Below are 26,870 nucleotides of genomic sequence, written 5' to 3' on the forward strand. Positions count from 1 at the left end.
CCGCTTTTCTTTTGTATTGTTTGCGCTATTACCCGCTTTATTTAATCCGCCTGTTTATTTAATTCGCCTATGGCGATTTTGTATTTTTACCCCGACTTTTATTATGTCTACCGCCTTCGGTAAATACGAATAAGGGCGCTGACTGGTCAGACAACTTTAGCTTACAAGTGTTCGCTATTTTAATTAGCGCTAGGCTTTGCTACACTTCGTTTCAAATTTATATCACCAGTTAATACCTGAGTATAATTAATCATAAAGGAAGTTTAAAATGAGTAACACTTGTACCTCTAACAGAAAGCATTCATACGGTTATGAGGACTTGTTAGCCTCCGGACGCGGAGAATTATTCGGCGAAAAAGGGCCTCAGTTGCCGGCGCCGACGATGCTGATGATGGATCGTGTGGTGGAAATGAACGAAACCGGCGGCAACTTCGGTAAAGGCTATGTGGAAGCGGAACTGGATATTCACCCCGACCTCTTCTTTTTTTCCTGCCATTTTATCGGTGATCCGGTGATGCCCGGTTGTCTGGGATTAGATGCCATGTGGCAGCTGGTAGGTTTTTATCTCGGCTGGATTGGCGGCGAAGGTAAGGGACGCGCCCTTGGCGTCGGCGAAGTTAAATTTACCGGACAGGTAAGACCTAGCGCCAAGAAAGTGGTTTATCGCATTCACCTGAAGCGGGTAATTAACCGTAAACTGATTATGGGCGTAGCCGACGGCGAAGTGGAAGTGGACGGACGCCTTATCTATACCGCCACGGATTTAAAAGTCGGATTATTTCAGGATACCTCCGCCTTTTAAACGAGCAGGCGTTACGCCCATAGCCGTGCGAAAGCTTGGAAAAGGCGAAGAAAATAGCGCTCCGAAAAAATAAGAAAAACAGTTCTCGATATTGCGGCGAAATCTGTAAAGCGGGCGAATTGCTTGGGCTTGATAAATTTTTGCTGCGGTTCCCTCAATCAACGAAAAATCGTGCTAAAATAGCGCGATTTTTTTATGTACAGAATTCGTGAAAGGTTAATTGATGAAACCCAGTATTATTAATAAATTAGAGAGTCTAAACGAACGTTATGAAGAATTGGAAGCCTTGTTGGGCGAGGCTTCGGTAATCAGCGATCAGGAAAAATTCCGTGCCTATTCGAAAGAATACGCCCAGTTGGAAGAGGTGGTTAAATGCTTCTCCCGCTGGAAGCAATTGCACAACAATATGCAAGAGGCCGAATTATTGCTGGACGATCCCGATATGAAGGAAATGGCGCAGACGGAAATTGAAGAATGTCGGGCGGAAATCGAACAAAACGAACAACAGTTACAGATCTTACTGTTACCTAAGGATCCGAATGACGAATATAACTGCTATCTGGAAATCAGAGCGGGAACCGGCGGAGACGAAGCGGGTATTTTCGCCGGCGATTTATTCCGTATGTACAGCCGTTATGCGGAAAGCAAACGCTGGCGGGTGGAAACGCTGAGCGCCAATGAAAGCGAGCAGGGCGGCTATAAAGAAATTATTGTAAAAATCAGCGGAGACGCCGTTTACGGACAGTTGAAATTCGAATCGGGCGGGCATCGCGTTCAGCGCGTACCTAAAACCGAATCTCAGGGCAGAATCCATACTTCCGCCTGTACCGTGGCGGTGATGCCGGAATTGCCGGAAAGCGAACTGCCGGAAATCAACCCGTCGGATTTACGCATTGATACCTACCGCTCTTCCGGCGCCGGCGGCCAGCACGTTAATACTACGGATTCTGCGGTGCGTATCACCCATATTCCGACCGGTATCGTGGTGGAATGTCAGGACGAACGTTCTCAGCATAAAAATAAAGCCAAAGCCATGTCGGTGCTTGCTTCGCGCATTGTTCAAGCGGAACAGGAAAGACAAGCGGCGGAACAGGCGGATACAAGACGTAACCTGTTGGGCTCCGGCGATCGTTCGGATAAAATTCGCACCTATAATTATCCGCAGGGACGAGTAACCGATCACCGTATTAATCTTACGCTTTATCGTTTGGACGAAATTATGAACGGTAAAATCGATGAACTGATTCAGCCGATTATTACCGAGTATCAGGCCGATCAGTTGGCCGCATTGTCGGAACAGAATTAGGCTTCCTGTCATTTATTACCGATCGCTCGGTTTTTACCGGGCGATAGCCGATTTATCTTTTAGTATTTATGTCAGCCGAGAACTCTTATTCCAGCACTTTGAACCATGGGCTCAGCTATGGTGAATGGTTGAACCGAGCTACTGAAATATTAGCTCGGGGTTTGGCGCAGGATCCTTTTCTTAATCCGAAAGGCGACGCCATATTGTTGTTGCAATATGTGAGCGGACGGACAAAATCCGCCTTACTGGCCTTTGCGGAAACGCCGCTCGAACGGGAACAACTGGCTCGCTTGGAAGCCTTGCTGGCACGCCGCAGTCGCGGGGAGCCTATGGCTTATATTCTAGGCGAAACGGAGTTCTGGTCTTTATCCCTTGAAGTTTCTCCGGCAACTCTGATTCCGCGACCGGATACGGAGATTCTGGTGGAACAGGCGTTATCTCTGGCTAAATCCGCTATTGGCGGCCTGTCTTGCGGAGCGGAATTTGCATTGCTCGATCTCGGTACCGGCAGCGGAGCCATCGCCTTAGCCTTGGCGGCGGAACTACAAGCGCCGGCGGAACGGCAGGGCGTCAGTTTAAAGGTATGGGGCGCGGACTTTGTGCCTGAAGCGGTAGCACTGGCGCAGCGTAACGGGCGGCGTAACGGTTTGGACTGGGTAAGCTTTAAGCACAGCGATTGGTTTGCCGATATTGATTATCGCTTTGATATGATTGTCGCCAACCCGCCTTATATCGCTCCCGCAGACAGCCATCTGCACCGGGGCGACCTTCGTTTCGAACCTTTATCGGCTCTGGTTGCACCGGAACAAGGCTATGGGGATTTGCGCCATATTATCCAAAGCGCGCCCGACTACCTAAAACAAGAAGGTTGGCTGCTGCTTGAACACGGTTGGCTTCAGGGCGAAAAAGTGCGGCGGATTTTTTTACAAAATTCATGGGAACAAGTTGCAACCGTACGGGATTACGGCGACAATGACAGGGTTACAATGGGTTGCCGGAAGAAAAAATGAAGTATTATCAAAAAGCCTTATATCTGGAAATGGAAAACTTCTACCTGATTACGGGAGAAGCGGAAGTCGAAAGTTTAAAGCAAATCCGCGCTAAAATGGGCGTTCTGGTGCGTAAGGCACGCAAAGCGCTGGCTCATATTAGCGAGCCTAAGGCTCAAATTCATCAATTGCTGCAACTGATGTACGGCGATTGGGGATTTTATTGCGATTCGGCCCATTATTTCGAATCGGAGAACCTGTATCTAAACCATATTCTGAAGCGCCGTCAGGGAATGCCGGCCAGCTTGGGCGCTATTGTCCTTTATCTGGCGGAAAGCCTGTCTTTGCCCGTTTATCCGGTCAATTTCCCCACTCAGCTGATTTTACGCGCCGAAGTGGAAAATGAAGTGGCCTTTATCGATCCTTGGAACGGTCGTTATATCAGCCTTGATTATCTGCGCAAACTCTATCAGGGCGCTTACGGCTTCGGTGCCGAATTAAGTATGCAAGAACTGGATCGGGTCGAAATCGAACCCTTGGCGGAACGTTTTCGTCAGCTGGCTAAAAATGCTCTGATTCGAGAAGAGAAAAACGATGCTGCCTACAAATATATCGAACGTTTGTTGCTGCTTTCGCCGCAAGATCCCTTTGAAATCAGAGATAGGGGGCTGGTATTGGCGCAAATGGGCTGTTACCATGCGGCGGCGGAAGACCTACAATATTTTATCGAACATTGTCCGCAGGATCCCACCGCTTTTTTACTCACTGCGCAAATGGCGGAATTGAAGCAGGAATTTTACGATATTCATTAAACGAGGAATGACCTATGCAAAATAAAATTGTGCCTATCGGCAATATTGAAGTGGCGAATCATAAACCCTTTGTCCTGTTCGGCGGCATGAATGTACTTGAAAGCCGTGATATGGCCATGCGGGTGTGCGAACATTATGTACGGGTTACCGAAAAAGCGGGCGTACCCTATGTATTTAAAGCCTCCTTTGATAAAGCCAACCGTTCCTCCATTCATTCCTACCGCGGGCCGGGTATGGACGCGGGGCTGAAAATTTTTCAGGAGTTGAAACAAACTTTCGGGGTTAAGCTGATTACCGACGTACATGAAATTTACCAGTGTAAACCGGTGGCGGAGGTTGTGGATGTGATCCAATTGCCGGCTTTTTTGGCCCGTCAAACGGATTTAGTGGAAGCGATGGCGCGTACCGGTGCGGTAATTAATGTAAAAAAACCGCAGTTTTTAAGCCCGGGTCAAATGGGGAATATCGTCGAAAAAATTGCAGAATGCGGTAACGAAAAAGTGATCCTATGCGATCGCGGTACCAATTTCGGTTATGACAACCTAGTGGTGGATATGCTCGGTTTCGGCGTGATGAAAAAAGTATCTAAAGGCAGCCCGGTGATTTTCGACGTTACTCATTCACTGCAATGCCGCGATCCTTTCGGTGCGGCTTCCGGCGGTCGTCGCGAACAGGTTACCGAACTTGCCCGCGCCGGTATGGCGGTAGGGATCGCCGGTTTATTCCTAGAGGCGCATCCGCAGCCGGACAATGCCAAATGCGACGGCCCTTCCGCTTTACCGCTGGCGGCGCTGGAAGGCTTTGTTATGCAAATGAAAGGGATTGACGATTTAGTTAAAAGTTTCCCTGAGTTGGATACATCAAAATAATTTGAAAGTGCGGTTGTTTTTGACCGCCTTTTTTATATTGCAACGGAGGATATATGCAAATTGTTTTTCTCGATCGCTCGGCCTTGCCCGAAAACAGTCCGATTCCACGCCCGGATTTTGCACACCAATGGCGGGAATATGAATATACTTTGCCGGAACAAACCCTGGAACGGGCCCGGGAGGCGGACATTATTATTACCAGTAAAGTCGTTTTCAGCCGTGAAATTATGCAGCAGCTGCCGAAGCTGAAATTAATTGCGCTGACGGCGACGGGAACCAATAACATCGATTTGGTGGCCGCCGAAGAACTGGGCATTCGGGTCAAAAACGTAGCGGGATATTCCGCCGTTACCGTACCTGAGCATGTAATAGGGTTTATTTTTGCCCTGAAGCACAGCCTGACCGCCTGGCATACGGATGCGTTACGCGGGCGCTGGCAAAATTGCAAACAATTCTGCTATTTTGATCATCCGTTGCGCGATGTTCGGGGTTCTACCCTGGGAATTATCGGCAAGGGCTGTATCGGGCAGGAAGTGGGACGGTTGGCACAGGCATTGGGTATGCAGGTATTATATGCGGAACATCGTACGGCTACCGATTGCCGCCCGGGTTATACCCCTTTTGAACAGGTGTTGTCTCGCGCCGATATTATCAGTCTGCATTGTCCGCTGACGGAAGATACCCGTCATCTGATTAATCGGGAAACCCTGGCGCTGCTTAAGCCCGGCGCTTTACTGATTAATACCGGTCGCGGGCCGCTAATTGATGAAGATGCCTTGTTGGAGGCGCTGCGAAGCGGGCATTTAGGCGGCGCGGCTCTGGACGTGCTAACCCAGGAACCGCCTCCACAGGATCATGCGCTAATGAATGCGGCACCCGAATTACCGAATTTGATTATTACCCCGCATATTGCCTGGGCTTCGGAAAGCGCACTGAAAACCCTAACGGAAAAAGTGCGGTTAAATTTAGAAGAGTTTGTAGCGACGGGAAAATAACGTATAATTCCTTAATCGTCAATGGACTGATTGTACCGGCGGGACGAAAATCCCGCCGTTTTTTATGCGGCGAACACCGCTTTTGTTACGGTTTGAATATCATGAATTTTCCGATTTCTCTTTATATTGCACTGCGCTACTGGCGGGCCAAAAGTGCGGATCGTTTCGGACGGTTGGTAAGCAATTTGGCCAGCGGCGGCATCGTACTGGGCGTAATGGCGCTGATTATCGTGTTGTCCGTAATGAACGGACTGGAACAGCAGCAAAAACAGCAGGTGCTGGCCGATATTCCGCAGGCGGTATTAACGCCGAAAGAGGGCGAAACTTTGCCCTTGGCGGGGCAAATACCGCAAATGCCGGGGTTTGTGCATAAAGCGGTGGCGGTAAATATCGCCAATGTGATTTTTCAGACCGAGAAAGGTTTAAGCGCCGGGCAGGTGATCGGGGTACGAGATTTTAGCGATGACAATTTACTGCGTTCCGTCGCCGCACAGCCCTTTGAACAGCTGTTACCGGAGGGCGAATTTAAATTGGTGATCGGTGAAGGGCTGGCGCAGAATCTACAGCTGGGGATTGGCGATAAGCTACGCTTGATGGTTACCGAAAACAGCCAATACACTCCCTTCGGCAGAGTGCCGGTGCAGCGCCTGTTTAGCGTTAGCGCTATTTATCAGGGCGGAAATTACGAACTTTCCGGCTATGAGGCTTTTGCCAATTTGGCGGATATCGGCCGTTTAATGCGCATTTCTCCCGAACGTATTCAGGGCTATCGCCTGTTCTTACAGGATCCCTTCCGGATTACCGAGTTACCCGCTTTTTTTAGTCCGCAGGAATGGCGACTGAATGACTGGCGCAGCCAAAAAGGCGAGTTTTTTCAGGCGGTACGCATGGAAAAAAATATGATGGGGCTGCTGGTAGGGCTGATTATTGTGGTGGCGGTGTCCAATATTATTACTTCCTTAAGCCTGATGGTGGTGGATAAGCAGGGCGAAATCGCCATTTTACAAACCCAGGGGTTGGATAAAACCCAGGTACGGCGTATTTTTATTCTGCAGGGCTGTTTGGTCGGTGTCTGCGGTACCTTGCTCGGTACCTTGCTGGGGATTGTTATCAGTCTGAATCTGGACGCCATTATCGCCCTGATTAATCCGCATGGCGTATTTTTACCCAGCCGTCCGGACATGGGGCAAATTATGATTATCGCCGCTTTTTCTTTGTTGTTATCCCTGCTATCTACCCTTTATCCCGCCTATCGTGCGGCAAAAATAGAGCCGGCGCAAGCACTGCGCTATGAATAACCGCTATTAATCGATGAGTAACAGAAATATGGACGAAATATTACTTAATTGCCGCAATCTTACCAAGTTTTACCAGGAAGGTGAGCAGCGCACGCAGGTGCTGAAGAATGTCAGCTTTTCCGTGAACAGCGGTGAAATGGTGGCGATTGTGGGCAGCTCCGGTTCCGGCAAAAGCACCTTGCTGCATAGTTTGGGCGGGTTGGATCAGCCGAGTAGCGGCGAAGTTTTGCTTCAAGGGCAATCGCTGCAGCATATCGGCGCCGACGCATTGGCGAAATTACGCAATAAGTACCTGGGCTTTGTTTATCAGTTTCATCATCTGATGGCGGATTTCAGTGCGTTGGAAAATGTCATGATGCCGATGCTGATTGGTCGATGCAATAGAACGGAAGCTAAGGATCGAGCGGAAAAAATGTTGCAAGCGGTGGGGCTGGCACATCGTATCAGTCATAAACCTTCGGCCTTATCGGGCGGAGAACGCCAGCGTGTGGCCATTGCCCGCGCATTGGTAAACCGACCTGCATTGGTACTTGCCGACGAGCCGACCGGTAATCTGGATCATAAAACCACGGAAAGTATTTTCGAACTGATTCAGCAACTGAACCGAGAGCAACAGATTGCTTTTTTACTGGTAACCCATGATCAGGCCCTGGCGCACAAGCTGGGTCGTTGTTTGGTCATGCGCGACGGTGTTTTGCATGAGGCCGCACAATGAATACTCCGTTTTTTATCGGCTGGCGTTATCAGCGCGCCAGACAGCGTAATCAGCTGGTATCGCTTATCGCTTTTTTTTCAACCCTCGGCATTGCTTTGGGTGTTGCGGTACTGATTATCGGCTTAAGTGCGATGAACGGGTTTGAGCGTGAACTGCACAAAAGGATTTTAGCTATTGTGCCTCATGTGGAAATTGGCGCCTATCAGGAGAATTCCATTTCTCAATGGAGGAATTTAGCCAATCTGGTAGAGAAAAATCCGCAGGTAACGGGCGTTTCCCCCTATGTGAGCTTTACCGCACTGGCGGAAAACGGTGCCAAACTGAAAGTAGTTCAGGTAAAAGGAGTTGAGGCGGGCGCTATGGATAAGGTTAGCGCCCTAGGAAATTTTGTGTTGGATAATGGCTGGCAACGCTTCGCCCAAGAAGGCGGGCTGGTACTGGGATACGGCATTGCCCAGGAGCTAAAGGTCAAGGCGGGGGACTGGATAACGCTGTTGATCTCCGCGCCAAGCGGTGAAGAAGGGCGTTTACAGCAACAGCGCGAACGAATCCGAGTGAGTGCGGTGTTACGTTTGGACGGGCAGCTCGATCACAGCTATGCACTAATGCCGCTGGCTCAAGCGCAGCAGTTTTTGGGCTATGCAGATTCTCAGGTCAGCGGAATTGAAATTAAAACGGCGGATCCTTTTCAGGTACAGCAAATGGATTATTCCGCCCTGGCGGATTATCCGCAGCTACTGAGGGTTGAAAACTGGATTGACAAATTCGGCTATATGTACCGTGATATTCAGTTGATCCGCACCGTTATGTATATCGCCATGGTACTGGTTATCGGCGTTGCCTGTTTTAATATTGTTTCCACCCTGATTATGGCGGTTAAGGATAAACAGGGCGATATCGCCATTATGCGTACCCTGGGGGCGAATAACAGCTTTATTAAACGTATCTTTATTTGGTACGGTTTGTTGGCGGGTATGAAAGGCTGCTTGCTCGGAATCCTGCTTGGTGTGATTGTCGCTCTGAATCTGACCGCAATTATTGGTGCCATCGAATCCCTATTGGGTAGAAAACTGTTATCCGACGGTATTTATTTTGTTGATTTTCTGCCCAGCGAACTGCAAGGGCAGGATCTACTGTTGGTTTTGGTCGCGGCCTTAACCCTAAGCCTGGCGGCAAGTATATATCCGGCGCATCGCGCGGCGAAACTACAGCCTGCACAAGTTTTGAGCAATCATTAAGAAATTTATCTTGAGTCCTCTTGAACTAGTTTACTAGTACAAAAAATAGTGCTAAATTAACCGCACTTTATCGGAATTTTGTCGGTTTGCGGCAAATATAGCGCCGACAAACCGAGCGCAACAGGGATTTTCTCCCCTAACCGAAAGCGCTATGACAATAAATAAAACAAAAATACAGAGAGTTGATTATGGCAAAATACAAAAACGAAATTCATATTGAAAATGACGATACCCGAATAGCCAAGATTGAACAGGTACTGCCGCCGGTCGCCCTGCTGGAAAAATACCCGGCCGGCGAAGTTGCGGTACAAACCGTTAAAAATGCACGTCAACGAGCTCATGATATTATTCACGCCGAAGACGACCGCCTATTAGTGATTATCGGCCCTTGCTCCATTCACGACACCAAAGCCGCACTGGAATATGCGCAGCGCATGGTCGCCATGCGGGAAAAATACCAAGACAGCCTGGAAATCATTATGCGCGTGTATTTTGAAAAACCTCGTACTACCGTGGGTTGGAAAGGGCTGATCAACGATCCTTATTTAAATGATACCTATGCCCTGAACGAGGGATTACGTATCGCCCGTAAGCTGTTATCGGATATTAATAATATGGGGCTGCCGACCGCCGGCGAATTCTTGGATATGATCACACCGCAATATGTCGCGGATTTTATGAGCTGGGGCGCCATAGGTGCGCGTACCACCGAGTCCCAGGTGCATCGCGAGCTGGCTTCCGGTCTGTCTTGTGCGGTGGGCTTTAAAAACGGCACCAACGGCGGGGTTAAAATCGCCCTAGATGCTATCGGCGCGGCGGAAGCCTCCCATCATTTTCTTTCGGTTACCAAGTTCGGCCATTCCGCCATCGTATCCACCAAAGGAAATGAAGACTGCCATATTATCCTGCGCGGCGGTGATAAAGGCCCGAATTACAGTGCTGAAGATGTCGCCGAAGTATGCGAAAGCATTCGCAAAAGCGGACGTATTCCCCATGTCATGGTGGATTTCAGCCATGCCAACAGCAGCAAACAGTTTAAGAAACAAATGAATGTCTGCGACGACGTCTGTCGTCAGATTGCCGCAGGTTCCGAACAAATCTTCGGCATTATGGCGGAAAGCCATTTGGTGGAAGGACGCCAAGATTTGATCCCCGGCCAACCTTTAACCTACGGCCAGAGCATCACCGATGCCTGCATCGGCTGGGAAGATACCGAACTTATGCTGCAACAGCTGGCCGATGCGGTTAACGCCCGCCGCCGGGTTCTTGCCGCCAAAAAATAATATAAATTTCTACCGCACTTTAGAATGCGCTATCAGCTGTTATAAAGTGCGGTTACTTTTATCTGTTTCTTTTGTCTTTTCCCCATTTATTTCTTCCAACTCTATTTATATTCGGATATAGCTTGCCGTTCTCTTGCGGTACGAATAAAATTCCAACCTAGTGTTGCCGGGCAAAGTGCAGTGCCTTGTTATGCGAGGGAATTTTCCGTTGCGCTGTAAAGCAAGATATTGTCCCTATTATTAATAATTTTATTTTCTGTGTTGCTCGCCTACGAAAGGGGGAGCTATTTTTTCCCTTAAAACCGCAACGGATTTGGTATATCATATAGCGGTTTTTCAGTTAAGCGAGACAGATTTCTTTTATGGCGAAACAACCCTCCCGAACGCAGGACGCACAAACTGCGCAGATTAATATTCCTCCTCATTCCATTGAAGCAGAACAGGCCGTTTTGGGCGGTATTATGCTAAATAACGCCCATTGGGAAAATGTGGTGGAGCATGTGATTGCCGATGATTTCTATACGGCGGCGCACCGTTATATTTTTCAGGAAATGGAGGCCTTGGCACGCAAAAATAATCCTATCGATTTAATTACTCTGGATCAGTCCTTAAGAAGCAAGGGCATCGCCGAGGAAGTGGGCGGATTCGCCTATTTGGCGGAACTGTCGAAGAATACGCCGAGTGCTGCCAATATTATCGCCTATGCGGAAATTGTGCGGGAGAAAGCGATTTTACGCGAGTTGATCGGGGTGGGGAATAATATCGCACAAATCGCCTATACCCCGAAAGGGCGCGATGTAAAAGAGATTTTAGACCAAGCGGAACGCGAGGTGTTTAAAATTGCGGAGAAGCGCAGTGCGGAAAACGAGGGGCCGAAAAACGTAATTGATGTGCTGAACCGAACCATCGATAAAATCGAATTTTTATCTAAAATGGGCAATCACGGCGGGATTACCGGAGTTACCACCGGCTTTAAGGATTTGGATAAGAAAACCGCCGGCTTGCAACCTTCGGATTTAATTATTGTAGCGGCGCGTCCTTCCATGGGGAAAACCACCTTTGCAATGAATTTGTGCGAGAATGCGGCGCTGTCCAGTGAGAAACCGGTTTTGATTTTCAGTCTGGAAATGCCGGCGGATCAGATTATGATGCGTTCTCTGGCATCGCTTTCGCGCGTGGATCAAACCAAAATCCGCACCGGGCAGATTGACGGTGATGACGAATGGGCGCGTATTTCCAGTACCATGGGAATGCTGAGCAATAAGCCGAATATGTATATTGACGATTCTGCCGGGCTAACCCCGACGGAACTGCGTTCGCGCGCTCGCCGGGTCTATCGCGAACACGGCGGTTTAAGCCTGATTATGGTGGACTATCTGCAATTAATGCGGGCGCCGGGGTTTGATAACCGTACCCTGGAGATCGCAGAAATTTCCCGCTCGCTGAAAGCGCTGGCGAAGGAGCTGGAAGTGCCGGTGGTGGCATTGTCTCAGCTGAACCGTACATTGGAAAACCGTACCGATAAACGCCCGGTGAACTCGGATTTGCGTGAATCCGGTTCCATCGAGCAGGATGCGGACCTGATTATGTTTATTTATCGCGATGAGGTTTATCACGAAACCACGGAAGAAAACCATAATGTGGCGGAAATTATTATCGGTAAGCAGCGTAACGGGCCTATCGGACGGGTGCGCCTGACCTTCCAGGGACAATATTCCCGCTTCGACAATTACGCCGGTAATTATCAGTTTGACGAAGAATACTAATATAAAAATACTAACCCTAATAAGAAGAATATCGAGAAAGAGTCCATATGAAAGCAGCAACAGTAAAAATCAGTTCGCTTGCACTGAAGCATAATATTCAAAAAATTAAACAGAAAGCACCGCACAGTAAAATTATCGCCGTGGTAAAAGCTAATGCCTACGGACACGGGCTGAAATTCGTTTCCAAAGCCTTAGAAAACGATGTGGACGCATTCGGCGTGGCGCGGCTGGAAGAGGCCTTGATCCTGCGTTCGAGCGGTATTATCAAACCCATAGTGTTGCTGGAAGGATTTTTCTCCGCCGAGGATCTGCCGGTTATTGCGGTAAATAATATTCAGACCGTGGTACATAATCGCCAGCAACTGGAAGCCTTGCAGCAATCGGTGCTGCCGAATCCGATTAGGGTATGGCTGAAAATCGATACCGGAATGCACCGTTTGGGGGTTAGTCTGGAACAAACCGATGAGTTTTATACGCAGTTGCAAGCCTGTGCTACGGTGGACAAGGAGATTGGCTTTATCAGTCATTTCAGCCGGGCGGATGAAATCGATTCCGACTATACCCTGATCCAGAACGAACGCTTTCTGCAAGCTACCGCAGGTAAAAAGGGCGAGCGCAGTATTGCCGCTTCGGGCGGTATTCTATTCTGGCCGCAATCTCATTTTGAATGGATCCGACCGGGCATTATTATGTTCGGCGTATCGCCAACGGATACCCCCAGCGATATTTACGGCTTTACCCCGGTGATGACCTTAACCTCTTCGCTGATTGCGGTTCGCTCTCATAAAAAAGGGGAGCCGGTAGGCTACGGCGGTATCTGGGTGAGCGATAAGGATACGAAGATCGGGGTGGTCGCCATCGGCTACGGCGACGGTTATCCGCGTAATATTCCGAACGGAACCCCGGTGTGGATTAACGGCCGCCGCGTACCTATCGTCGGACGGGTATCCATGGATATGGTTACCGTTGATCTGGGCGCCGATTGTCGGGAACAAGTGGGCGATGAAGTGATTCTATGGGGCAAAGAATTGCCGATTGAAGAGGTGGCTAAAATCACAGGGTTGCTCAGTTATGAGCTAATGACAAAATTAACCCCGCGGGTATTAATAGAATATATAGATTAAAACCATAATAATAATCATCTATTGCCGCATGGGGAAATAGGCTATGGTAGCAAGGGTCCGTAGCCGAATCGGTTTAAATTCAAATCTCAACAGAGGGAAAATCATTATGCAAAATATCAATCCGACCACAACCAACGCATGGAAAGCACTGGAACAGCATAAAGGGAAGATGAGTTCGCTGCGGATTCAGGATCTTTTTGCCCGGGAAAAAAATCGCTTTGCCGATTACTCATTAACCTTTAATAATGAGATTTTAGTGGATTACTCAAAAAATAATATCGACCGGGAAACCCTTGGGCTGCTGCGTCAGTTAGCCGAAGAATGCGCATTACCGCAGGCCATTGAAGCCATGTTCAGCGGTCAGAAAATTAACCGTACGGAAAATCGCGCGGTGCTGCATACCGCTTTACGTAACCGTGCCAATACGCCGGTACTGGTGGACGGTAAGGATGTTATGCCGCAGGTGAACGAAGTATTGGCGAAGATGAAATCCTTCTGTCAGCGTGTGATTTCCGGCGAATGGAAGGGATATAGCGGCAAAGCCATTACCGATGTTATCAATATCGGCATCGGCGGTTCCGATTTAGGCCCTTATATGGTAACCGAAGCGTTACGCCCTTATAAAAATCATTTAACCATGCACTTTGTTTCCAATGTGGACGGTACCCATATTGCCGAAACTTTGAAAAAAGTTAATCCGGAAACCACTTTGGTGCTGGTGGCTTCGAAAACCTTTACTACTCAGGAAACCATGACCAATGCCAATTCCGCGCGGGAATGGTTCCTGGCGGCGGCGAAAGAGGAAAAACATATTGCCAAACATTTTGCCGCCTTATCCACCAATGGAACGGAAGTGGCGAAATTCGGCATAGATACGGATAATATGTTCGGTTTTTGGGATTGGGTCGGCGGACGTTATTCCCTGTGGTCGGCAATAGGCTTGTCCATCGCTTTATCCATAGGTTTTGAAAACTTTGAGGCATTATTAAGCGGCGCCCATGAAATGGATAAACATTTCCGCCATACGCCCCTCGAGCAAAATATTCCGGTTACCCTGGCATTAGTGGGGCTGTGGAATACCAACTTCCTCGGTGCGCAGACGGAAGCCATTTTACCTTATGACCAGTATTTGCACCGCTTTGCCGCCTATTTCCAACAGGGCAATATGGAGTCAAACGGTAAATATGTGGGACGCGACGGCAAGGTTATCGATAATTATCAGACCGGGCCGATTATTTGGGGCGAACCCGGTACTAACGGTCAGCACGCCTTTTATCAGCTGATTCACCAGGGAACCACCCTGATCCCTTGTGATTTTATTGCGCCGGCGCAGACCCATAATCCTCTGGGTGATCATCATAATAAACTGTTATCTAATTTCTTTGCGCAGACCGAGGCGTTGGCCTTTGGTAAAACTAAGGAAGAAGTGGAAGCGGAATTTCTGAAAGCGGGCAAATCCTTAGATGAAGTTAAGGATATCGTGCCCTTTAAAGTTTTTCAGGGCAATAAACCGACCAATTCCATTTTATTGCAGAAGATCACCCCTTTCAGCTTAGGCGCGTTAATCGCCATGTACGAGCATAAAATCTTTGTACAGGGCGTGCTGTTTAATATTTTCAGCTTTGATCAATGGGGGGTTGAACTGGGTAAACAACTTGCCAACCGCATTCTGCCGGAACTGGCGGACAATAGCCCGATCAGCGCTCACGACAGTTCGACCAACGGCTTGATTAATCAGTTTAAAGTTTGGCGCTAAGCCGCCATGGCAGAGTTCGGCGAGGTGAATATTCGCCTCCCGAATTGCATAATATAAGGGGAGGCTTAAATAGTCTCCCCTTAATATTGGCCGGCGCTTAAACGGATTTTACCCTGTTCAATAGGAACAGGGCGATCAGCAATAATAGGGCGGCCAGATAAAATACGCTGTTGTAATGCCAAAGTTGAGCGATTAGCCCGGCCAAAGGCCCGCCGATAACCCAGCTGCTTTTGGCCGCATTACTGAACAGGGTTGTGGCCGCCCCCATCTGGCGCGGCATTAAATCCTGAAAGTAAACCATACCGATAGTAGCGACAATACCGACCAATAGGGCGTTTAGCAGCTGTAAGCCAATCAGCTGAGCGGTTCCGTGCAGAAACAGCAGCATGGTATAGAACAACAATCCCGCCGCTAAGGCAATCCGCATCAGTTGTTTTTTACTGATATATTTACTCAGATAACCGCCCAACAGCATAATCGGAATTTCCAGCCCCGCCGCCGTTCCCATTAAAATTCCCGCCAGCCGTTCCGGTAACTGTAATTCCCGGATCACATATAAGGGCATATTAATCAGATACATACTGTTACAGGTCCAGACCAGAAAACAGGCGATAAACAGGTAAAGTACGCTTTTTCTGTTGCTGCTCGGCGCCATATTGGTATCTTTGCTGCTGATAGCGGTTGTACGGCTGATTTTCGGCAGTAGGCTAATGCCGAGTAGGGCGCAGAGCAGAAAAGCCAGAGCGGCCACCAAATACATATAATCAAACCCCCAGCTTAGGGCAATACTGAAGGACAGGGGCGGGCCGACAATCCAGGCCAGCGAAATTTGGGTACGCATAATGGTGGTAAACATCAGACCTTCACGCCCCGTACTCTCAGCATATTCGCGGGCAAAGGCGAAAGATTGCGGATTGGCCGCGGAGCCCAGACCGAGCAGCACCGTGCCGAAAAAGGCCAGCATATAATAATTGCGGCTATAAGCAAAAATCAGACAGCCGACCACGGCGAACAGACAGCAAAAGAAGATGACTTGGCGACGATCCTCATGTTTATCCGAGTAACCCGCCAGTAATTGGCTGATCAAAATACCGACAATGGCATTAAGGGCGTAAAAACTGCCCACCATTAGCGGCGATACCTTGATTTCCCGAGATAGAAACAAACTCAGGGTCGGCAGTTGAAAAGCCGAGGCGATACCGGTTAAAAAGGCAATCAGCAGAAAAGCAAAAGCCACCGTATTGGTGGGTTTTTGCCCGGGCAGAGAGGAAATAGGCATAGCTTGAATAAGAGTTTTCGTTAATGAGCTAAAGGATAATAGGGACAGGCGTGCCCTGTCCCCGGATAAATGCGATTAAGTGGGGAAAGCCTGTCCCACAGTAAAAAAATCGCTTAATTTTAACCGCACTTTTGCTTAGCCCGTATTACGCATGCCGGCGGCGATACCGGTAATGGTAATCATCAGCGCTTGCTCTACGTCCGGGTTCGGATTTTCCGGCTCGGCGCGCAAACGGCGCAGTAATTCTACTTGCAACAGGTTGAGGGGATCGGTATACACATTGCGCAGGGCAATGGATTCCTGTACCCAAGGTAAATCGGACATAAGTTGATGACCTTTACCGGACAGGGAAAGAATGGTCTGAATATCAGCCTTTAACTGCTCCCGCAAAGATTCGCCCAAATACCATAATTCCTGTTTAACCAGATTTTGATCATAATGTTCGGACAGCCATTGGTCGGTTTTACTGAAGACCATTTCCAGCATACCGATCCGGGTATTAAAAAACGGCCAGTTATTGCACATTTCTTCAATGAGTTCCCGCTTGCCACTTTCTATCGCCATGCGCAGGGAAGCGCCCGCCCCCAACCATGCCGGCAGCATCAGACGGTTTTGCATCCAGGCGAAAATCCAAGGAATGGCGCGCAGGCTTTCTACGCCGCCGTTCGGATTACGTTTAGCCGGACGGGAACCTAGGGGCAGCTTGGACAATTCCTGTTCCGGCGTCGCACTGCGGAAATAAGGTACGAAGTCTTTATCGCCGCGCACCACATTACGGTAGATTTCGCAGGAGCTTGCGGAAAGTTCGTCCATCAGCGCCCGCCAGCTGTCTTTCGGATCCGGCGGCGGCAGCAAATTGGCTTCCAGGATAGCGCTGGCATAAAGATCCAAACTGGTAACGGCAACCGCCGGCAGACCCAGTTTAAAGCGGATCATTTCGCCCTGTTCGGTTACCCGCAGGCCGTTTTTCAGCGAGCGCGGCGGCTGTGAAAGCAGTGCCGCATGAGCCGGTGCGCCGCCGCGTCCGATGGTACCGCCGCGTCCGTGGAACAGGGTCAGCTCTACCCCCAGTTTTTCACAGAGGTTCACCAGGCTTTCCTGCGCTCGGTACTGCGCCCAAGAGGCCGCCATCATACCGGCGTCTTTTGCGCTGTCGGAATAGCCGATCATAATCATTTGTTTGTTATTGATAACGCCGCGATACCAGCCCACATTAAACAACTCGGTCATTACCTGTTCGGAGGCATCTAAATCGTCCAGGGTTTCAAATAAAGGAACCACCGGCAAATGGTAAGGCACCCCGCATTCTTTCAGGAGCAAATGCACCGCCAGTACGTCGGAGGCGGTACGCGCCATGGAAATAATGTAGCAGGAGATCACGCCCTGCGGCTGTTCGGCGATAACCTTACAGGTCTCTAAAATTTCTCGGGTTTCCGCTGAAGGCGCCCAGTCGAGCGGCAGTAACGGGCGGCGGGAGCTTAGTTCGCGGATTAGGAAGGATTGACGATCCGCTTCCGTCCATTGAGAATAGTCGCCCAGCCCGATATAGCGGGTAATTTCGGCAATGGCCTCCGTATGTCTGGTACTTTCCTGACGGATATCCAGACGGGATAGGGTAACCCCAAAGCAGCGGATACGGCATAGAGAGTCCAGCAGCAGGCCGTTGGCAATAATTCGCATACCGCAGGCAAGCAGCGATTGATAGCAGTCGTACAAAGGCTCCCACAGATCTTCATCACTACTGATAATATCCGCCTCGCTTATATGTGGAATGCGATGAGCCAGAATATCGTTGTAATAGCTTTGCGTATTTTTCAGTTTGGTGCGCAAGCCTTTTACCACTACGCGATAAGGCTCTCCGTTATCACCGTATTTAGCCCGGAATTGTTCGGTACATTCGGTCATGGAGAGTTCGTCGGCCAGGGCCTGAATATCGCCCAGAAATAAATCCGCCGCTTTCCAGCGCGCCAATTGCAAGACTTCGCGGGTAATATCTGCGGTTACAAAAGGATTTCCGTCCCGATCGCCGCCCATCCAGGAAGAAAAGCGCACCGGGGTTAAATTTGCCGGCAAGGTATAACCTAAATATTTCTGCGCGTTTTCATTTAATTGTCGAACAAAGGCCGGAACCGCCTCCCACAGACTGTTCTCAATAACCGCAAAGCCCCACTTGGCCTCTTCGAAAGGGGTCGGGCGCTGAGTACGGATTTCATTGGTATGCCAGGCCTGAGCAATTAATTGCAATAAGCGGCGTTCGATATTTCGGCGCTCCGTTTCGGTCAGATCGGAATGTTCCAGCTTACTCAGGCATTTATTGATTTCCACCTGCTTATGTACCAGCGTACGGCGGGTAACTTCAGTGGGGTGTGCGGTTAAAACGATTTCGATCAGTAATTTTTCGATGGTTTTAATCACTTCCTGTTGCGATGTATTCTGGGCCTGCAGGCGCTTGAACAGAGAAGCGGTGGAGCGGGCGGAAGAAACCTCGTCGTTATGATGACGGGAAATGGTCTGATATTGCTCGGCAACATTGGTTAAATTTAAAAACTGGCTGAAAGCGCGAGCCACGGGAATAATATTGTCGGTGGAAATGGTGGCCAGAGTATTGAGTAATCTGGTGCGGGCCTGATCATCTCCCTGACGCGAATTACGCGATAATACGCGAATGTTCTCGATGAGTTCGAGAATATCATCTCCCTGAGCTTCTTTTATGGTTTCACCGAGGAAATGCCCCAGCATATTAATGTTATTACGCATCATGGAATACTCTTGTATCATATGTCCTCCGAAAAAATAAAAATTCTGCCTGATAGGTTTCAGCCCATCGGATTTGCCTAGATATAAACAAAAATGCGGGCAAAGATCAAATATAATTCCCATTCAAAATAAAAATATAAATTTTTAGCCTTTAATATTTTTATTTTTTAATAAATTTGCTTTGTTTTTATATTTTATCTAATTTATTTGCTTTTATAATAAATGCCGATTAAATTCAATAAGTGCTGGAATAGCGGCTCTCAATCGGCATCTTTGTACTTGTGCCGCAGGGTAAAATGCCGTCTTAGATTAACTGTTGGTATCTATTCTTGGGTTTCATATACGGATGCTAATTGAGGTTTGAAGAAATTTGAAGAACATAGGGCGGAGTTTTGCCACCGAGTTAGCATTAGTTATGACCGAGCCGGCTGGTGCAAAAAAACTCCCTCCCTTTTGACCGCACTTTTCAGGTTATTTTCAGCCTATTTTATATAGCGGCGGGGAAGGGGATTCCCCGCCTTTGCTCGTTAGCTGTAAACATTAGGCAGCAGACCGAGCTGATTAAAGAACGGGATCATCATAATGATGATGCCGGCGATAAAGGCGATAATCAGCATCGCCTTACCGCCGATAACCCGATAAGGCAGATCCGGATGTTGTCGGCGCGCCCGCCAGGCCAGCCCTACCGGTAACAAAATACCGTAGAAAGCGAACAGTAATCCGGCATAACCCAGAGCAATCAGGAAACCGTCCGGATAGAACATGGCGAAAATCAGCGGCGGAATAAAGGTTAGTGCGGTTAAACGCCCCCGTGAGGCGGAACGTTTAAAGCGTTTAAGCAAATCGCCCACACATTCGAATAAGCCTAAAGCCACGCCTAGGAAAGAAGTAATTAAAGCCAGAGCGGAGAAGATTCGCACCATTTCGCCCAGTAGGCTGCTGCCGGTAATTTGAGAAGCGGCGGTAACCAAACCGTTGAGGGTAGGATCCTGCTTCAGAATGAGTACGAATTCGTTCTGACTGAGAACGCCGTGAGTGGCCAGCTGCCATAATAAATAAGCGACCAGCGGGATTGCGGTACCTATATAAATAGCCAGACGGATTTTGCGGATATCACCGTCAAGATAGGTATTGATACTGGCCATAATCACATGGAAGCCGAAAGAGGTAAAGAAAATCGGAACGGCGGAAACCACCAACAGGTTATTCAGGGGTATGGCGCCTAGGTTTTCCAGGCTGGCTTTCGGCAACATAAAGATTAAAACCAGGATAAAAGCGACGATTTTACCGGCGAACAGCAACCGAGTCAGACCGTCGACCCCTTTAATACCGATAACAACAAAGGAACCCAGGATAAGGGTGAACAGAAAAATGCCGATTTTTTTAGTGGTTTCTCCATCATGGATGGTAGGCATAATACCGGAAAGCAGGGAGCCGCCGCCGGTAATATAGGCCGAGAGCAGTGCGTAAAGCAAAATCAACAGGCTAAGGGTTGCAAGCACCCGACCGGTCATACCGAAGTATTGCTCCGCCAGACTGGCGACACCGAGATCTTTACGTGCCGCGGTCTGGTAAACTTCCATAAATAATAAACCCGTGTAGGCCAGTAATGCCCACAAGCCGACTAAAAGCAGCAAGGTCGCACTAAAACCTATGCCTGCCGAGGTTAGCGGCATGGCCAGCATTCCCGCACCTATAGCGGTGCCCGCGATGATCAGGGCGCTTCCGAAAATTTTGTTGTTCATGGGATCCGTCTAATATCTGGTTAAAAGAGCTTTCATTCTATCAAAAGAAAAAAACGAAAAGGAAGTAAAAAGCAAAATATTCTTGGCTTTCCGCAAGGAAAACCCCTTTATGGCAGAAAAGCGCCGGAGCAAGGGGCGGCAGGATTGAGCCAATGCCCGCTTTAGCGCCCCAATGTTTGGATAAATTCGGCCACATCCTGCATATCTTTTTCGCTCAGACGTTCTTTAACCTTATTGCCCGCGCCTTTGATTTCTCCTCTTTTACGCGCTTTAAGGGCGGTGATAATTTCATCGCTCTGTAATCGGTTAATTAGTTCGGATTGATCAACCGCCTTTTTTTCGCCTTGTTTGCCGTGGCAAGAGGCGCAGGAGAGCCGGAAAATGCGCTGCCCTTTGCTGCTATCTGCATATAGGGGCGACAGGCCAAGGCTAAAAGCGAGGCCGAGAGTAGTGATAAATCGGAAAATTTTCATATTTTATTTAGTTTCGAGTAAAAAGTTCCTGTAATGCGCTATGCGGAATCAGGCCTTCGTATTTTGCTTGTAGGATTCCTTCTTGATCCAACAGGACGGAGGTAGGGGTGCCTATGATTTGATAGCGTTCTCCGGTAATTTTCAGCTGATCCTTTACCACCGGCAGACGAATGGCATATTTTTCGACAATCCCTTGGGTATCGGCTTTTTCTCCGTCAATATTCACCGCAACAATATGCAGCTTATCGGGATAGCGCAGGCTGAGTTCCTCCAGCTGTTTCAATTCGGCGATACAGGCGCCGCAGGTTTCCGACCAGAAGTTAAGCAGGGTCGGTTTTCCTCGCCAACGGGAAAGTTCGGTTTTATTTCCCTGTAGATCAAAGGTCGCTAAGGCAGGGGCGGGACGGCCGATTTCAGCACGCTCTTCTTTACAGGAAATCAGACTGAAAATAACTGTAGTTAGGAATAGGGTTTTTAGTAACGGATTAATTTTCATTGCGCTCTTCTTTTAAAAACTTTCCATGTTGCAGGAAAATGGTACGAGCGGTAACTTTGCCCAGTTCCGGATTATGGGTAACCATAACGATAGTACGGCCTTGGCGATTGAGTTCGATCAGCAAATCCAACACCAGTTTCTCATTTTTTTCATCCAGATTACCGGTGGGTTCATCGGCAAAAATAACCGGCGGCTGATTAACTAGGGCGCGGGCGATACATACACGTTGCTGCTCGCCGCCGGAAAGCTGGCTGGGGCGATGATCCACTCGGTGTTCCAGTCCCACTTGCGCCAATACCGCACGGGCGGCGGCTTCATCTACAACGCTATGATAATGCTGTGCCAACATAACGTTTTCCAGTGCGGTCAGGTAAGGAATTAAATGAAATTGTTGAAAGATCAGACCGATTTTTTCCGCCCGAAAGCGCTGTCTGCCGGTTTCGTCCAACTGTGCGGCATCTACGCCGTCCAAGATAACCTTGCCTTCGCTGGCGGTATCCAAGCCGGTCAGAATATTCATCAATGTGGTTTTACCCGAACCGGAAGCGCCCATAATGGAAACGAATTCTCCCTGTTCGATTTGAATATTAATATCTTCAAGTGCGGTTACCTGACCGAATCTTTTGTATAAATGCTGAGTTTCAATAATTGGTTGCGACATCTTTATTCCCCTTTTAATAGATTTGCCATTTCAACGGATAAGGCGCGCCGGGTCGGCACGATAACGGCAATCAAGGTAACCAGAAGTGATAACAGTACGGTAATCGGAATAACCGGCAGGCGCATATCAATAGCGGATTTAAATACCATTAATCCTAAAACCTGGGCCAGAATATAACCGATAATCAGTCCGAAGATAATTGCCAGTACGGCGATTATCAGAATCTCGGCACCGATTTGGCGGATAATATCGCTCGGTTTGGCACCCAGTGCTTTTTGTAAGGCGAACTCTTTTGCCCGTTCTCCCACAATGGCAATCAGGGTCGTGTTAACGCATAGGGTGGCCAATACCAAAATAACTATGGATATCAGTCCCATTAGCCCTTTGATCTTATCCAGAATTTGCCCTTCGGAAGCGGATACCTTACGAATCGGGCGAATATCCAGTTCCGGATAGTCTTGGCGCAGTTGTTGAGCGAATTGTTCGACCTGTCCCTGATCATTTTTAACACTTAGCAGAGCGTTACTTGCCATTCCCGGTTTATCCAACCATTGTTGGGCAAATTCCAGATTGACGATCAGCATACTGTCCGTGGCGTCGCCGCTTTCCACAATCGCTTTTATTTTAAAGCTGTGTTTGCCGCCGCCGTTTTTACTCAGGGTAATGCTGTCGCCGATATTCAACTCCAGACGCTGCGCCAGGGTTTTTCCAATCATGGCGTTACGCTGGTCGAAGTTGACATTGATAGGCTGGCCGCTAATTTGCCAGTAGGGCGCCAAGGTGCGCATATCTTCAAACCATACCCCCATCAGTACGATTTTTTCCTGTTCGCTGCGGGCGATACCGTACAGATAAGGGCTGGCGGCATTTATCATACCTTGGGGCGCCTGTTGTAGCAGGCTGTGCAGCTGTGCTTCTTTGATTAGTCCATCGGTGCCGGAGCCTATATAAAAGTTAGCGCCGAAGGTTCGTAGTTCTCGGCTCATTTTGGTATTAATATCGAAATATACCGCCGCCATTGCCGTAACTATCGCCGCACCGACGCTTAGGGCGGCGAAAATAATCAATACCCGCTGTAAGCGCAGGCGCAGGGCTTGCAGGACGATATGCCGGAACATGGCGTTGCGACTGTTACTGACGGCCATATAACACCTCTACCGGATATAAGCGGGCGATACGATGGGCGGGAAACCAGGTACCGATAAGGGCGATAAGTACGGCCAATACCAATACGCAGGGAATCACAATCCAGGCGAAACTGAGGGGGGCTCCGAACAGGCTGTCGGCAATAAATCCGGCCAGGGCCCAGCCGGCAATACAACCCAGTATGCCGCCGAGCAGACCGCTGATAGCGGCTTCGGAATAAAACAGCAGTACGATTTGCCACTGATAGGCGCCGAGCGCCTTCATCAGACCTATTTCTTTACTGCGTTCGATAATACCTGTGGTCATGAGCGAGGCAATCCCCATGGCGGCGGCAATTAGGGCGGCAAGGGTTACGACCCCGAGCAGTAACTGAATTTTTTCGATAACCACTCCCTCGGAGGCGGCAACCTGCCAGATAGGACGAACGACGGCACCGGAAATCGCTTCCTCCAACTGGTGGGAAATAGAAGACACATAGGCGGTGCAATACCAGCGGTCGTATTCTTCCGCATCAAGCCCGTCCAGATTAGCCCGTGCTTTACGGGAAAGATCGTTTTCCGGTACTGTCAGTGCGGAAACTTTAACGGATTGCACTTTGCCGGGTAAATTCAGGAGTTTTTGCACCGCACTTAGGGGGGCGACTATCTGTTGCTCTTCAATGCCGCCGCTGCTCAGAATTCCGCTGATTTTTACCTCTAGTTTGTTTTCAGCATTTTGCTCGGAGTAGAGCAGCGTTATTTGGTCTCCGATTCGGTAGCCGGCGGTTTTAGCCAACTGAGCGCCGATCAATACGGGTACGGCAGCATGGCTGTCTTCCCTTTGAGCTTCCTCCGGCCATTGGCCTTCCACTTTCCAGTAGGGACTGATAATTTTCTGTCCGGTGTGATAGTCCTCTTCATCGGGAATGGCTACGGGTTGATCGAAAAAGGTACCCAGAATCGCGATTTTCTGTCCGCTTGCAGTATGCACTTCCGCATTCAGCAGCGGGGCAAAACCGACAATATTGTTACGCCAGAAAATATCTTTAATATTCGCCAGCTCTTTTTGTTCGATAAAATCCTGGGTGGCAAGGGAGGCATTGCTGCCGCCCATTTCCGGTAATACCGCACTGCTGGCTGGTTCAATCAGAATATTGGCGCCGTAGGATTTCAGCTCTTTCGCCATTTTATCGCCGATATCAATGGAAACGGCGAGTAGCGCCGAAACCAGTCCCGAGGCCAAGAATACGGTGATAATGGCCAGCAGTTTACGCTTTATCCCGTGTCTCCAAGACTGAAATAACATTCTAGTCAGCATGATTTTCTTCCTGTAAATAGTTTTCCGGGCTTGCTTTAAACAGCTCTAAGTTTTTTTCATCGGCAAAAAAGTAGGTTTTATCCTCATAGCTGTATTTGTATTCGGTGGTGGTGTTTTTCAGTTTCGCACCGTTTACCGGATCCCTTACTTCGATTTCAATAACGGTTGAGAATAAGTTTAACCCATCTTCAAGGCTGCTTTTGCTAATCAGAATTTCTGTTTCGGTCTGTCTCCAATCTTCTATGGGAACCGGATTACAGCCGCCCGGTTTACCGATGGAAGGTGTAAAAATGCGTACTCCGCAGCCGACGCAGACCACTTGATTGTCTTGCATCACATAGCCCTGATCGCCGCACAGCAAACAGGCGTCAAATACTACGGCCAGGCTCAGACGTTCCGGCTGACGGTTGATCACAAAGAAACGAACCGCTTTACCGTCGTCGGCAACCCATAGAAAGCGGTGTAAATTACCGTCTTTTACCTGCTCAATAGGAATATGCAGGTTCTTTTCCGTATCTAATTTTAATTGGACGGCTTCCGATAGGCGGGGCGGCTGAGAGGCGACTTTATCCCAATAAATTTGGCTGCCCGTAATAATCATTACGGCGCTCAATCCCCAACCGATAATTTTTCCCGATATATGCGCTGCGGCGATTTTTTTACGTTTCTCTATCGGATCCGTTACCCTTGCAATGGCTTTACGGCGCGTACTATGGATACGGAAGGCGAAAAACAAAATGCCGAGCATGAGTAAAAGGGCGCTGATATAGTTGAAATAATTTTTGATATTAGCGGATTTAGCGGCAAAACTTAAGCGCGCTTTGGTGAGTTCTATCAGTTGCAGCTTCATTAAACCCAGCACGATTTCACCGCAAACCGGAATCAATACCAATAGGAGCAGCAGAGCGAGAAATAGGCGTGAAAGTGCGGTGGTTTTTTGCTGTTTTTTTACCTGATTCAATAAAATAAAGATCCAACCGGCGCTGAAGATACAAAACAGCAGCCCTGCGATTAAGGCGCTTATATGCAGAATAAAATCCGTATTTACCACATCGGTGCCGGTAATTGCCGCGATGTTCGGATCTCTGGTCCATTGTACGGCGGCAATCAGAATCAGGATAAAATGCCAGAATTTATTGATTTTATAGGAATGAATGAACTGGCACAGGAAAAATAATATCAGGCTGATTAGAATAATCAGATTCAGGCTCAGGCTGATGCTTGGCGTGGCCTTTAACTGCATACCGAGCGCAACGCCGAGCAATAATCCGCCCAGGCTTAGCCGAGATAAGGTTTTTATCCCCGCATTCGAGTAGGCATGCCAGCTGCAACCGAGTAAAAGGGCACTGGGTAACAGTGCTTGTAATAGAGAAATAAAAAAATAGGTCATAAGCTATTATCGTTTGCCCATAATTTAGCTTTTATCCGCAGCCGGGGCAGGAGAATAAAGGTATCCTCTCGGAGGCAGACAAAAAGATCTGCGCAGGAAGAGATTTGAAAGGGTCGCCTGCGCAGATCAGCGGATAAAATGATTATTTTAAGCCGGTGAATTTAAATTCATAACTGACATCAAAAGGTTTCCACCATTTACCGACACCGGTTTCGCTGTCGGTATGGCGATGTAATCCCGCTTTAGACGGCGGATCGATATGATAGGTTACTTTATAGTTACCGACGCCCATCATTTTGATGTTAGCACCGTAGTGAGGGCCGTCGCCCGCAACCATCGGCATAAAGGTACCTTCCTGTTTTTCTCCGGTATCCGTATTGACTAAGGTATAGCTAATGGTGAGGTAAGGCATCCATTCGCCCTCGCCGAAGCCGTTTTTATTGCCCTTAGTGGCGTGAATATCCGCTTCCAGATGGATATCCGCTTTAGCCGCAGGTAATCCCATGCCGCGCGGTTCCATATCGATAGGCTGTAAATAAACCGCCGCAATTTCCATATCGTTCATGGTTTGCGCTTCGCCGATGGGATATTCTTTGAAAGCAAAGGCGGAAGGTGCGGTTAAAATACTTGCTAATAAAGCCGTAGCTACTAATGTTTTTTTCATAGGAGTTTCC

General features: G+C 48.7%; 23 protein-coding genes. 13 read left to right on the plus strand and 10 right to left on the minus strand.

Translation table 11 applies throughout. The features are described from left to right. Positions 1-268: 268 nt before the first annotated feature. From fabA to pgi, 13 genes are all read left to right on the plus strand, one after another. A complete protein-coding gene (gene fabA, locus EDC45_RS03415) occupies positions 269-802 on the plus strand; it encodes a 3-hydroxyacyl-[acyl-carrier-protein] dehydratase FabA (protein ID WP_133543472.1) in 534 nt (177 codons plus the stop codon). Between the two features lie 223 nt (positions 803-1,025). Continuing rightward, on the plus strand, positions 1,026-2,108 hold the full coding sequence (gene prfA / locus EDC45_RS03420) for a peptide chain release factor 1 (RefSeq protein ID WP_166635100.1): 1,083 nt from the start codon (positions 1,026-1,028) through the stop codon (positions 2,106-2,108). 68 nt (positions 2,109-2,176) lie between these two features. Continuing rightward, complete coding sequence (gene prmC, locus EDC45_RS03425) at positions 2,177-3,118, plus strand: peptide chain release factor N(5)-glutamine methyltransferase (protein WP_133543476.1); 942 nt, start codon at positions 2,177-2,179, stop codon at positions 3,116-3,118. Further along, positions 3,115-3,909: a SirB1 family protein gene (locus tag EDC45_RS03430; protein ID WP_133543478.1), complete on the plus strand. Its 795-nt coding sequence runs from the start codon at positions 3,115-3,117 to the stop codon at positions 3,907-3,909. The genes prmC and EDC45_RS03430 overlap by 4 nt, the downstream gene beginning before the upstream one ends. Before the next feature lie 14 nt (positions 3,910-3,923). Next, positions 3,924-4,778, plus strand: a complete 855-nt coding sequence (kdsA, locus tag EDC45_RS03435) for a 3-deoxy-8-phosphooctulonate synthase (protein WP_133543480.1) — start codon at positions 3,924-3,926, stop codon at positions 4,776-4,778. 53 nt (positions 4,779-4,831) lie between these two features. Further along, positions 4,832-5,773: a 2-hydroxyacid dehydrogenase gene (locus EDC45_RS03440; RefSeq protein ID WP_133543482.1), complete on the plus strand. Its 942-nt coding sequence runs from the start codon at positions 4,832-4,834 to the stop codon at positions 5,771-5,773. A 101-nt stretch (positions 5,774-5,874) separates the two neighbouring features. Next, positions 5,875-7,071: a lipoprotein-releasing ABC transporter permease subunit gene (locus tag EDC45_RS03445; protein WP_133543484.1), complete on the plus strand. Its 1,197-nt coding sequence runs from the start codon at positions 5,875-5,877 to the stop codon at positions 7,069-7,071. Between the two features lie 28 nt (positions 7,072-7,099). Then, the gene (lolD, locus tag EDC45_RS03450; RefSeq protein ID WP_133543914.1) at positions 7,100-7,786 is read left to right on the plus strand and encodes a lipoprotein-releasing ABC transporter ATP-binding protein LolD; all 687 of its coding nucleotides are present in this window, start codon (positions 7,100-7,102) and stop codon (positions 7,784-7,786) included. Continuing rightward, entirely contained in the window at positions 7,783-9,024 is a 1,242-nt protein-coding gene (lolE, locus tag EDC45_RS03455; RefSeq protein WP_133543486.1) for a lipoprotein-releasing ABC transporter permease subunit LolE, read from the plus strand. The genes lolD and lolE overlap by 4 nt, the downstream gene beginning before the upstream one ends. A 188-nt stretch (positions 9,025-9,212) precedes the next feature. Next, positions 9,213-10,307, plus strand: coding sequence for a 3-deoxy-7-phosphoheptulonate synthase AroG (gene aroG, locus EDC45_RS03460; RefSeq protein WP_133543488.1), 1,095 nt, complete (start codon positions 9,213-9,215; stop codon positions 10,305-10,307). A 362-nt stretch (positions 10,308-10,669) separates the two neighbouring features. Then, on the plus strand, positions 10,670-12,073 hold the full coding sequence (locus tag EDC45_RS03465) for a replicative DNA helicase (protein ID WP_133543490.1): 1,404 nt from the start codon (positions 10,670-10,672) through the stop codon (positions 12,071-12,073). Positions 12,074-12,120: 47 nt separating this feature from the next. Further along, a complete protein-coding gene (alr, locus tag EDC45_RS03470) occupies positions 12,121-13,197 on the plus strand; it encodes an alanine racemase (protein ID WP_133543492.1) in 1,077 nt (358 codons plus the stop codon). Positions 13,198-13,303: 106 nt separating this feature from the next. After that, the gene (pgi, locus tag EDC45_RS03475; RefSeq protein ID WP_133543494.1) at positions 13,304-14,953 is read left to right on the plus strand and encodes a glucose-6-phosphate isomerase; all 1,650 of its coding nucleotides are present in this window, start codon (positions 13,304-13,306) and stop codon (positions 14,951-14,953) included. Positions 14,954-15,050: 97 nt separating this feature from the next. Here the strand turns inward: pgi and EDC45_RS03480 are convergent, their stop codons facing one another. The 10 genes from EDC45_RS03480 to EDC45_RS03525 form a co-directional block, all read right to left on the minus strand. Beyond that, complete coding sequence (locus EDC45_RS03480; RefSeq protein ID WP_133543496.1) at positions 15,051-16,232, minus strand: MFS transporter; 1,182 nt, start codon at positions 16,230-16,232, stop codon at positions 15,051-15,053. A gap of 135 nt (positions 16,233-16,367) precedes the next feature. Further along, the gene (gene ppc / locus EDC45_RS03485; protein ID WP_133543498.1) at positions 16,368-19,010 is read right to left on the minus strand and encodes a phosphoenolpyruvate carboxylase; all 2,643 of its coding nucleotides are present in this window, start codon (positions 19,008-19,010) and stop codon (positions 16,368-16,370) included. Between the two features lie 506 nt (positions 19,011-19,516). Then, the gene (locus EDC45_RS03490) at positions 19,517-20,734 is read right to left on the minus strand and encodes an aromatic amino acid transport family protein (RefSeq protein WP_133543501.1); all 1,218 of its coding nucleotides are present in this window, start codon (positions 20,732-20,734) and stop codon (positions 19,517-19,519) included. Between the two features lie 161 nt (positions 20,735-20,895). After that, positions 20,896-21,207: a c-type cytochrome gene (locus EDC45_RS03495; protein ID WP_133543503.1), complete on the minus strand. Its 312-nt coding sequence runs from the start codon at positions 21,205-21,207 to the stop codon at positions 20,896-20,898. 7 nt (positions 21,208-21,214) lie between these two features. Next, positions 21,215-21,703: a TlpA family protein disulfide reductase gene (locus tag EDC45_RS03500; protein WP_133543505.1), complete on the minus strand. Its 489-nt coding sequence runs from the start codon at positions 21,701-21,703 to the stop codon at positions 21,215-21,217. Further along, positions 21,693-22,364 carry an ABC transporter ATP-binding protein gene (locus EDC45_RS03505; RefSeq protein ID WP_133543507.1) on the minus strand — a complete coding sequence of 224 codons (672 nt, stop codon included), beginning with the start codon at positions 22,362-22,364 and terminating at the stop codon, positions 21,693-21,695. Before EDC45_RS03505 ends, EDC45_RS03500 begins: the two co-directional genes overlap by 11 nt. A gap of 2 nt (positions 22,365-22,366) precedes the next feature. Next, positions 22,367-23,482, minus strand: a complete 1,116-nt coding sequence (locus tag EDC45_RS03510; RefSeq protein ID WP_133543916.1) for an ABC transporter permease — start codon at positions 23,480-23,482, stop codon at positions 22,367-22,369. A gap of 13 nt (positions 23,483-23,495) precedes the next feature. Further along, positions 23,496-24,806 carry an ABC transporter permease gene (locus EDC45_RS03515; protein ID WP_133543509.1) on the minus strand — a complete coding sequence of 437 codons (1,311 nt, stop codon included), beginning with the start codon at positions 24,804-24,806 and terminating at the stop codon, positions 23,496-23,498. Next, positions 24,796-26,196, minus strand: coding sequence for a Fe-S-containing protein (locus tag EDC45_RS03520; RefSeq protein WP_133543511.1), 1,401 nt, complete (start codon positions 26,194-26,196; stop codon positions 24,796-24,798). Before EDC45_RS03520 ends, EDC45_RS03515 begins: the two co-directional genes overlap by 11 nt. 142 nt (positions 26,197-26,338) lie before the next feature. After that, positions 26,339-26,860, minus strand: a complete 522-nt coding sequence (locus EDC45_RS03525; protein WP_133543513.1) for an iron transporter — start codon at positions 26,858-26,860, stop codon at positions 26,339-26,341. Positions 26,861-26,870: the final 10 nt, after the last annotated feature.

The sequence above is a fragment of the Mesocricetibacter intestinalis genome (assembly GCF_004363295.1).
Classification (GTDB): domain Bacteria; phylum Pseudomonadota; class Gammaproteobacteria; order Enterobacterales; family Pasteurellaceae; genus Mesocricetibacter; species Mesocricetibacter intestinalis.

Excerpts from the sequence above, each read along its gene's own strand:
- EDC45_RS03490 (WP_133543501.1), bottom strand. The coding sequence starts at position 20,734 with ATGAACAACAAAATTTTCGGAAGCGCCCTGATCATCGCGGGCACCGCT.
- fabA (WP_133543472.1), top strand. The coding sequence starts at position 269 with ATGAGTAACACTTGTACCTCTAACAGAAAGCATTCATACGGTTATGAG.
- pgi (WP_133543494.1), top strand. The coding sequence starts at position 13,304 with ATGCAAAATATCAATCCGACCACAACCAACGCATGGAAAGCACTGGAA.
- kdsA (WP_133543480.1), top strand. The coding sequence starts at position 3,924 with ATGCAAAATAAAATTGTGCCTATCGGCAATATTGAAGTGGCGAATCAT.
- EDC45_RS03495 (WP_133543503.1), bottom strand. The coding sequence starts at position 21,207 with ATGAAAATTTTCCGATTTATCACTACTCTCGGCCTCGCTTTTAGCCTT.
- EDC45_RS03465 (WP_133543490.1), top strand. The coding sequence starts at position 10,670 with ATGGCGAAACAACCCTCCCGAACGCAGGACGCACAAACTGCGCAGATT.
- EDC45_RS03525 (WP_133543513.1), bottom strand. The coding sequence starts at position 26,860 with ATGAAAAAAACATTAGTAGCTACGGCTTTATTAGCAAGTATTTTAACC.
- prfA (WP_166635100.1), top strand. The coding sequence starts at position 1,026 with ATGAAACCCAGTATTATTAATAAATTAGAGAGTCTAAACGAACGTTAT.
- alr (WP_133543492.1), top strand. The coding sequence starts at position 12,121 with ATGAAAGCAGCAACAGTAAAAATCAGTTCGCTTGCACTGAAGCATAAT.
- EDC45_RS03500 (WP_133543505.1), bottom strand. The coding sequence starts at position 21,703 with ATGAAAATTAATCCGTTACTAAAAACCCTATTCCTAACTACAGTTATT.
- EDC45_RS03515 (WP_133543509.1), bottom strand. The coding sequence starts at position 24,806 with ATGCTGACTAGAATGTTATTTCAGTCTTGGAGACACGGGATAAAGCGT.
- EDC45_RS03505 (WP_133543507.1), bottom strand. The coding sequence starts at position 22,364 with ATGTCGCAACCAATTATTGAAACTCAGCATTTATACAAAAGATTCGGT.
- EDC45_RS03430 (WP_133543478.1), top strand. The coding sequence starts at position 3,115 with ATGAAGTATTATCAAAAAGCCTTATATCTGGAAATGGAAAACTTCTAC.
- aroG (WP_133543488.1), top strand. The coding sequence starts at position 9,213 with ATGGCAAAATACAAAAACGAAATTCATATTGAAAATGACGATACCCGA.
- prmC (WP_133543476.1), top strand. The coding sequence starts at position 2,177 with ATGTCAGCCGAGAACTCTTATTCCAGCACTTTGAACCATGGGCTCAGC.
- ppc (WP_133543498.1), bottom strand. The coding sequence starts at position 19,010 with ATGATACAAGAGTATTCCATGATGCGTAATAACATTAATATGCTGGGG.
- EDC45_RS03520 (WP_133543511.1), bottom strand. The coding sequence starts at position 26,196 with ATGACCTATTTTTTTATTTCTCTATTACAAGCACTGTTACCCAGTGCC.
- EDC45_RS03510 (WP_133543916.1), bottom strand. The coding sequence starts at position 23,482 with ATGTTCCGGCATATCGTCCTGCAAGCCCTGCGCCTGCGCTTACAGCGG.
- lolE (WP_133543486.1), top strand. The coding sequence starts at position 7,783 with ATGAATACTCCGTTTTTTATCGGCTGGCGTTATCAGCGCGCCAGACAG.
- lolD (WP_133543914.1), top strand. The coding sequence starts at position 7,100 with ATGGACGAAATATTACTTAATTGCCGCAATCTTACCAAGTTTTACCAG.
- EDC45_RS03440 (WP_133543482.1), top strand. The coding sequence starts at position 4,832 with ATGCAAATTGTTTTTCTCGATCGCTCGGCCTTGCCCGAAAACAGTCCG.
- EDC45_RS03480 (WP_133543496.1), bottom strand. The coding sequence starts at position 16,232 with ATGCCTATTTCCTCTCTGCCCGGGCAAAAACCCACCAATACGGTGGCT.
- EDC45_RS03445 (WP_133543484.1), top strand. The coding sequence starts at position 5,875 with ATGAATTTTCCGATTTCTCTTTATATTGCACTGCGCTACTGGCGGGCC.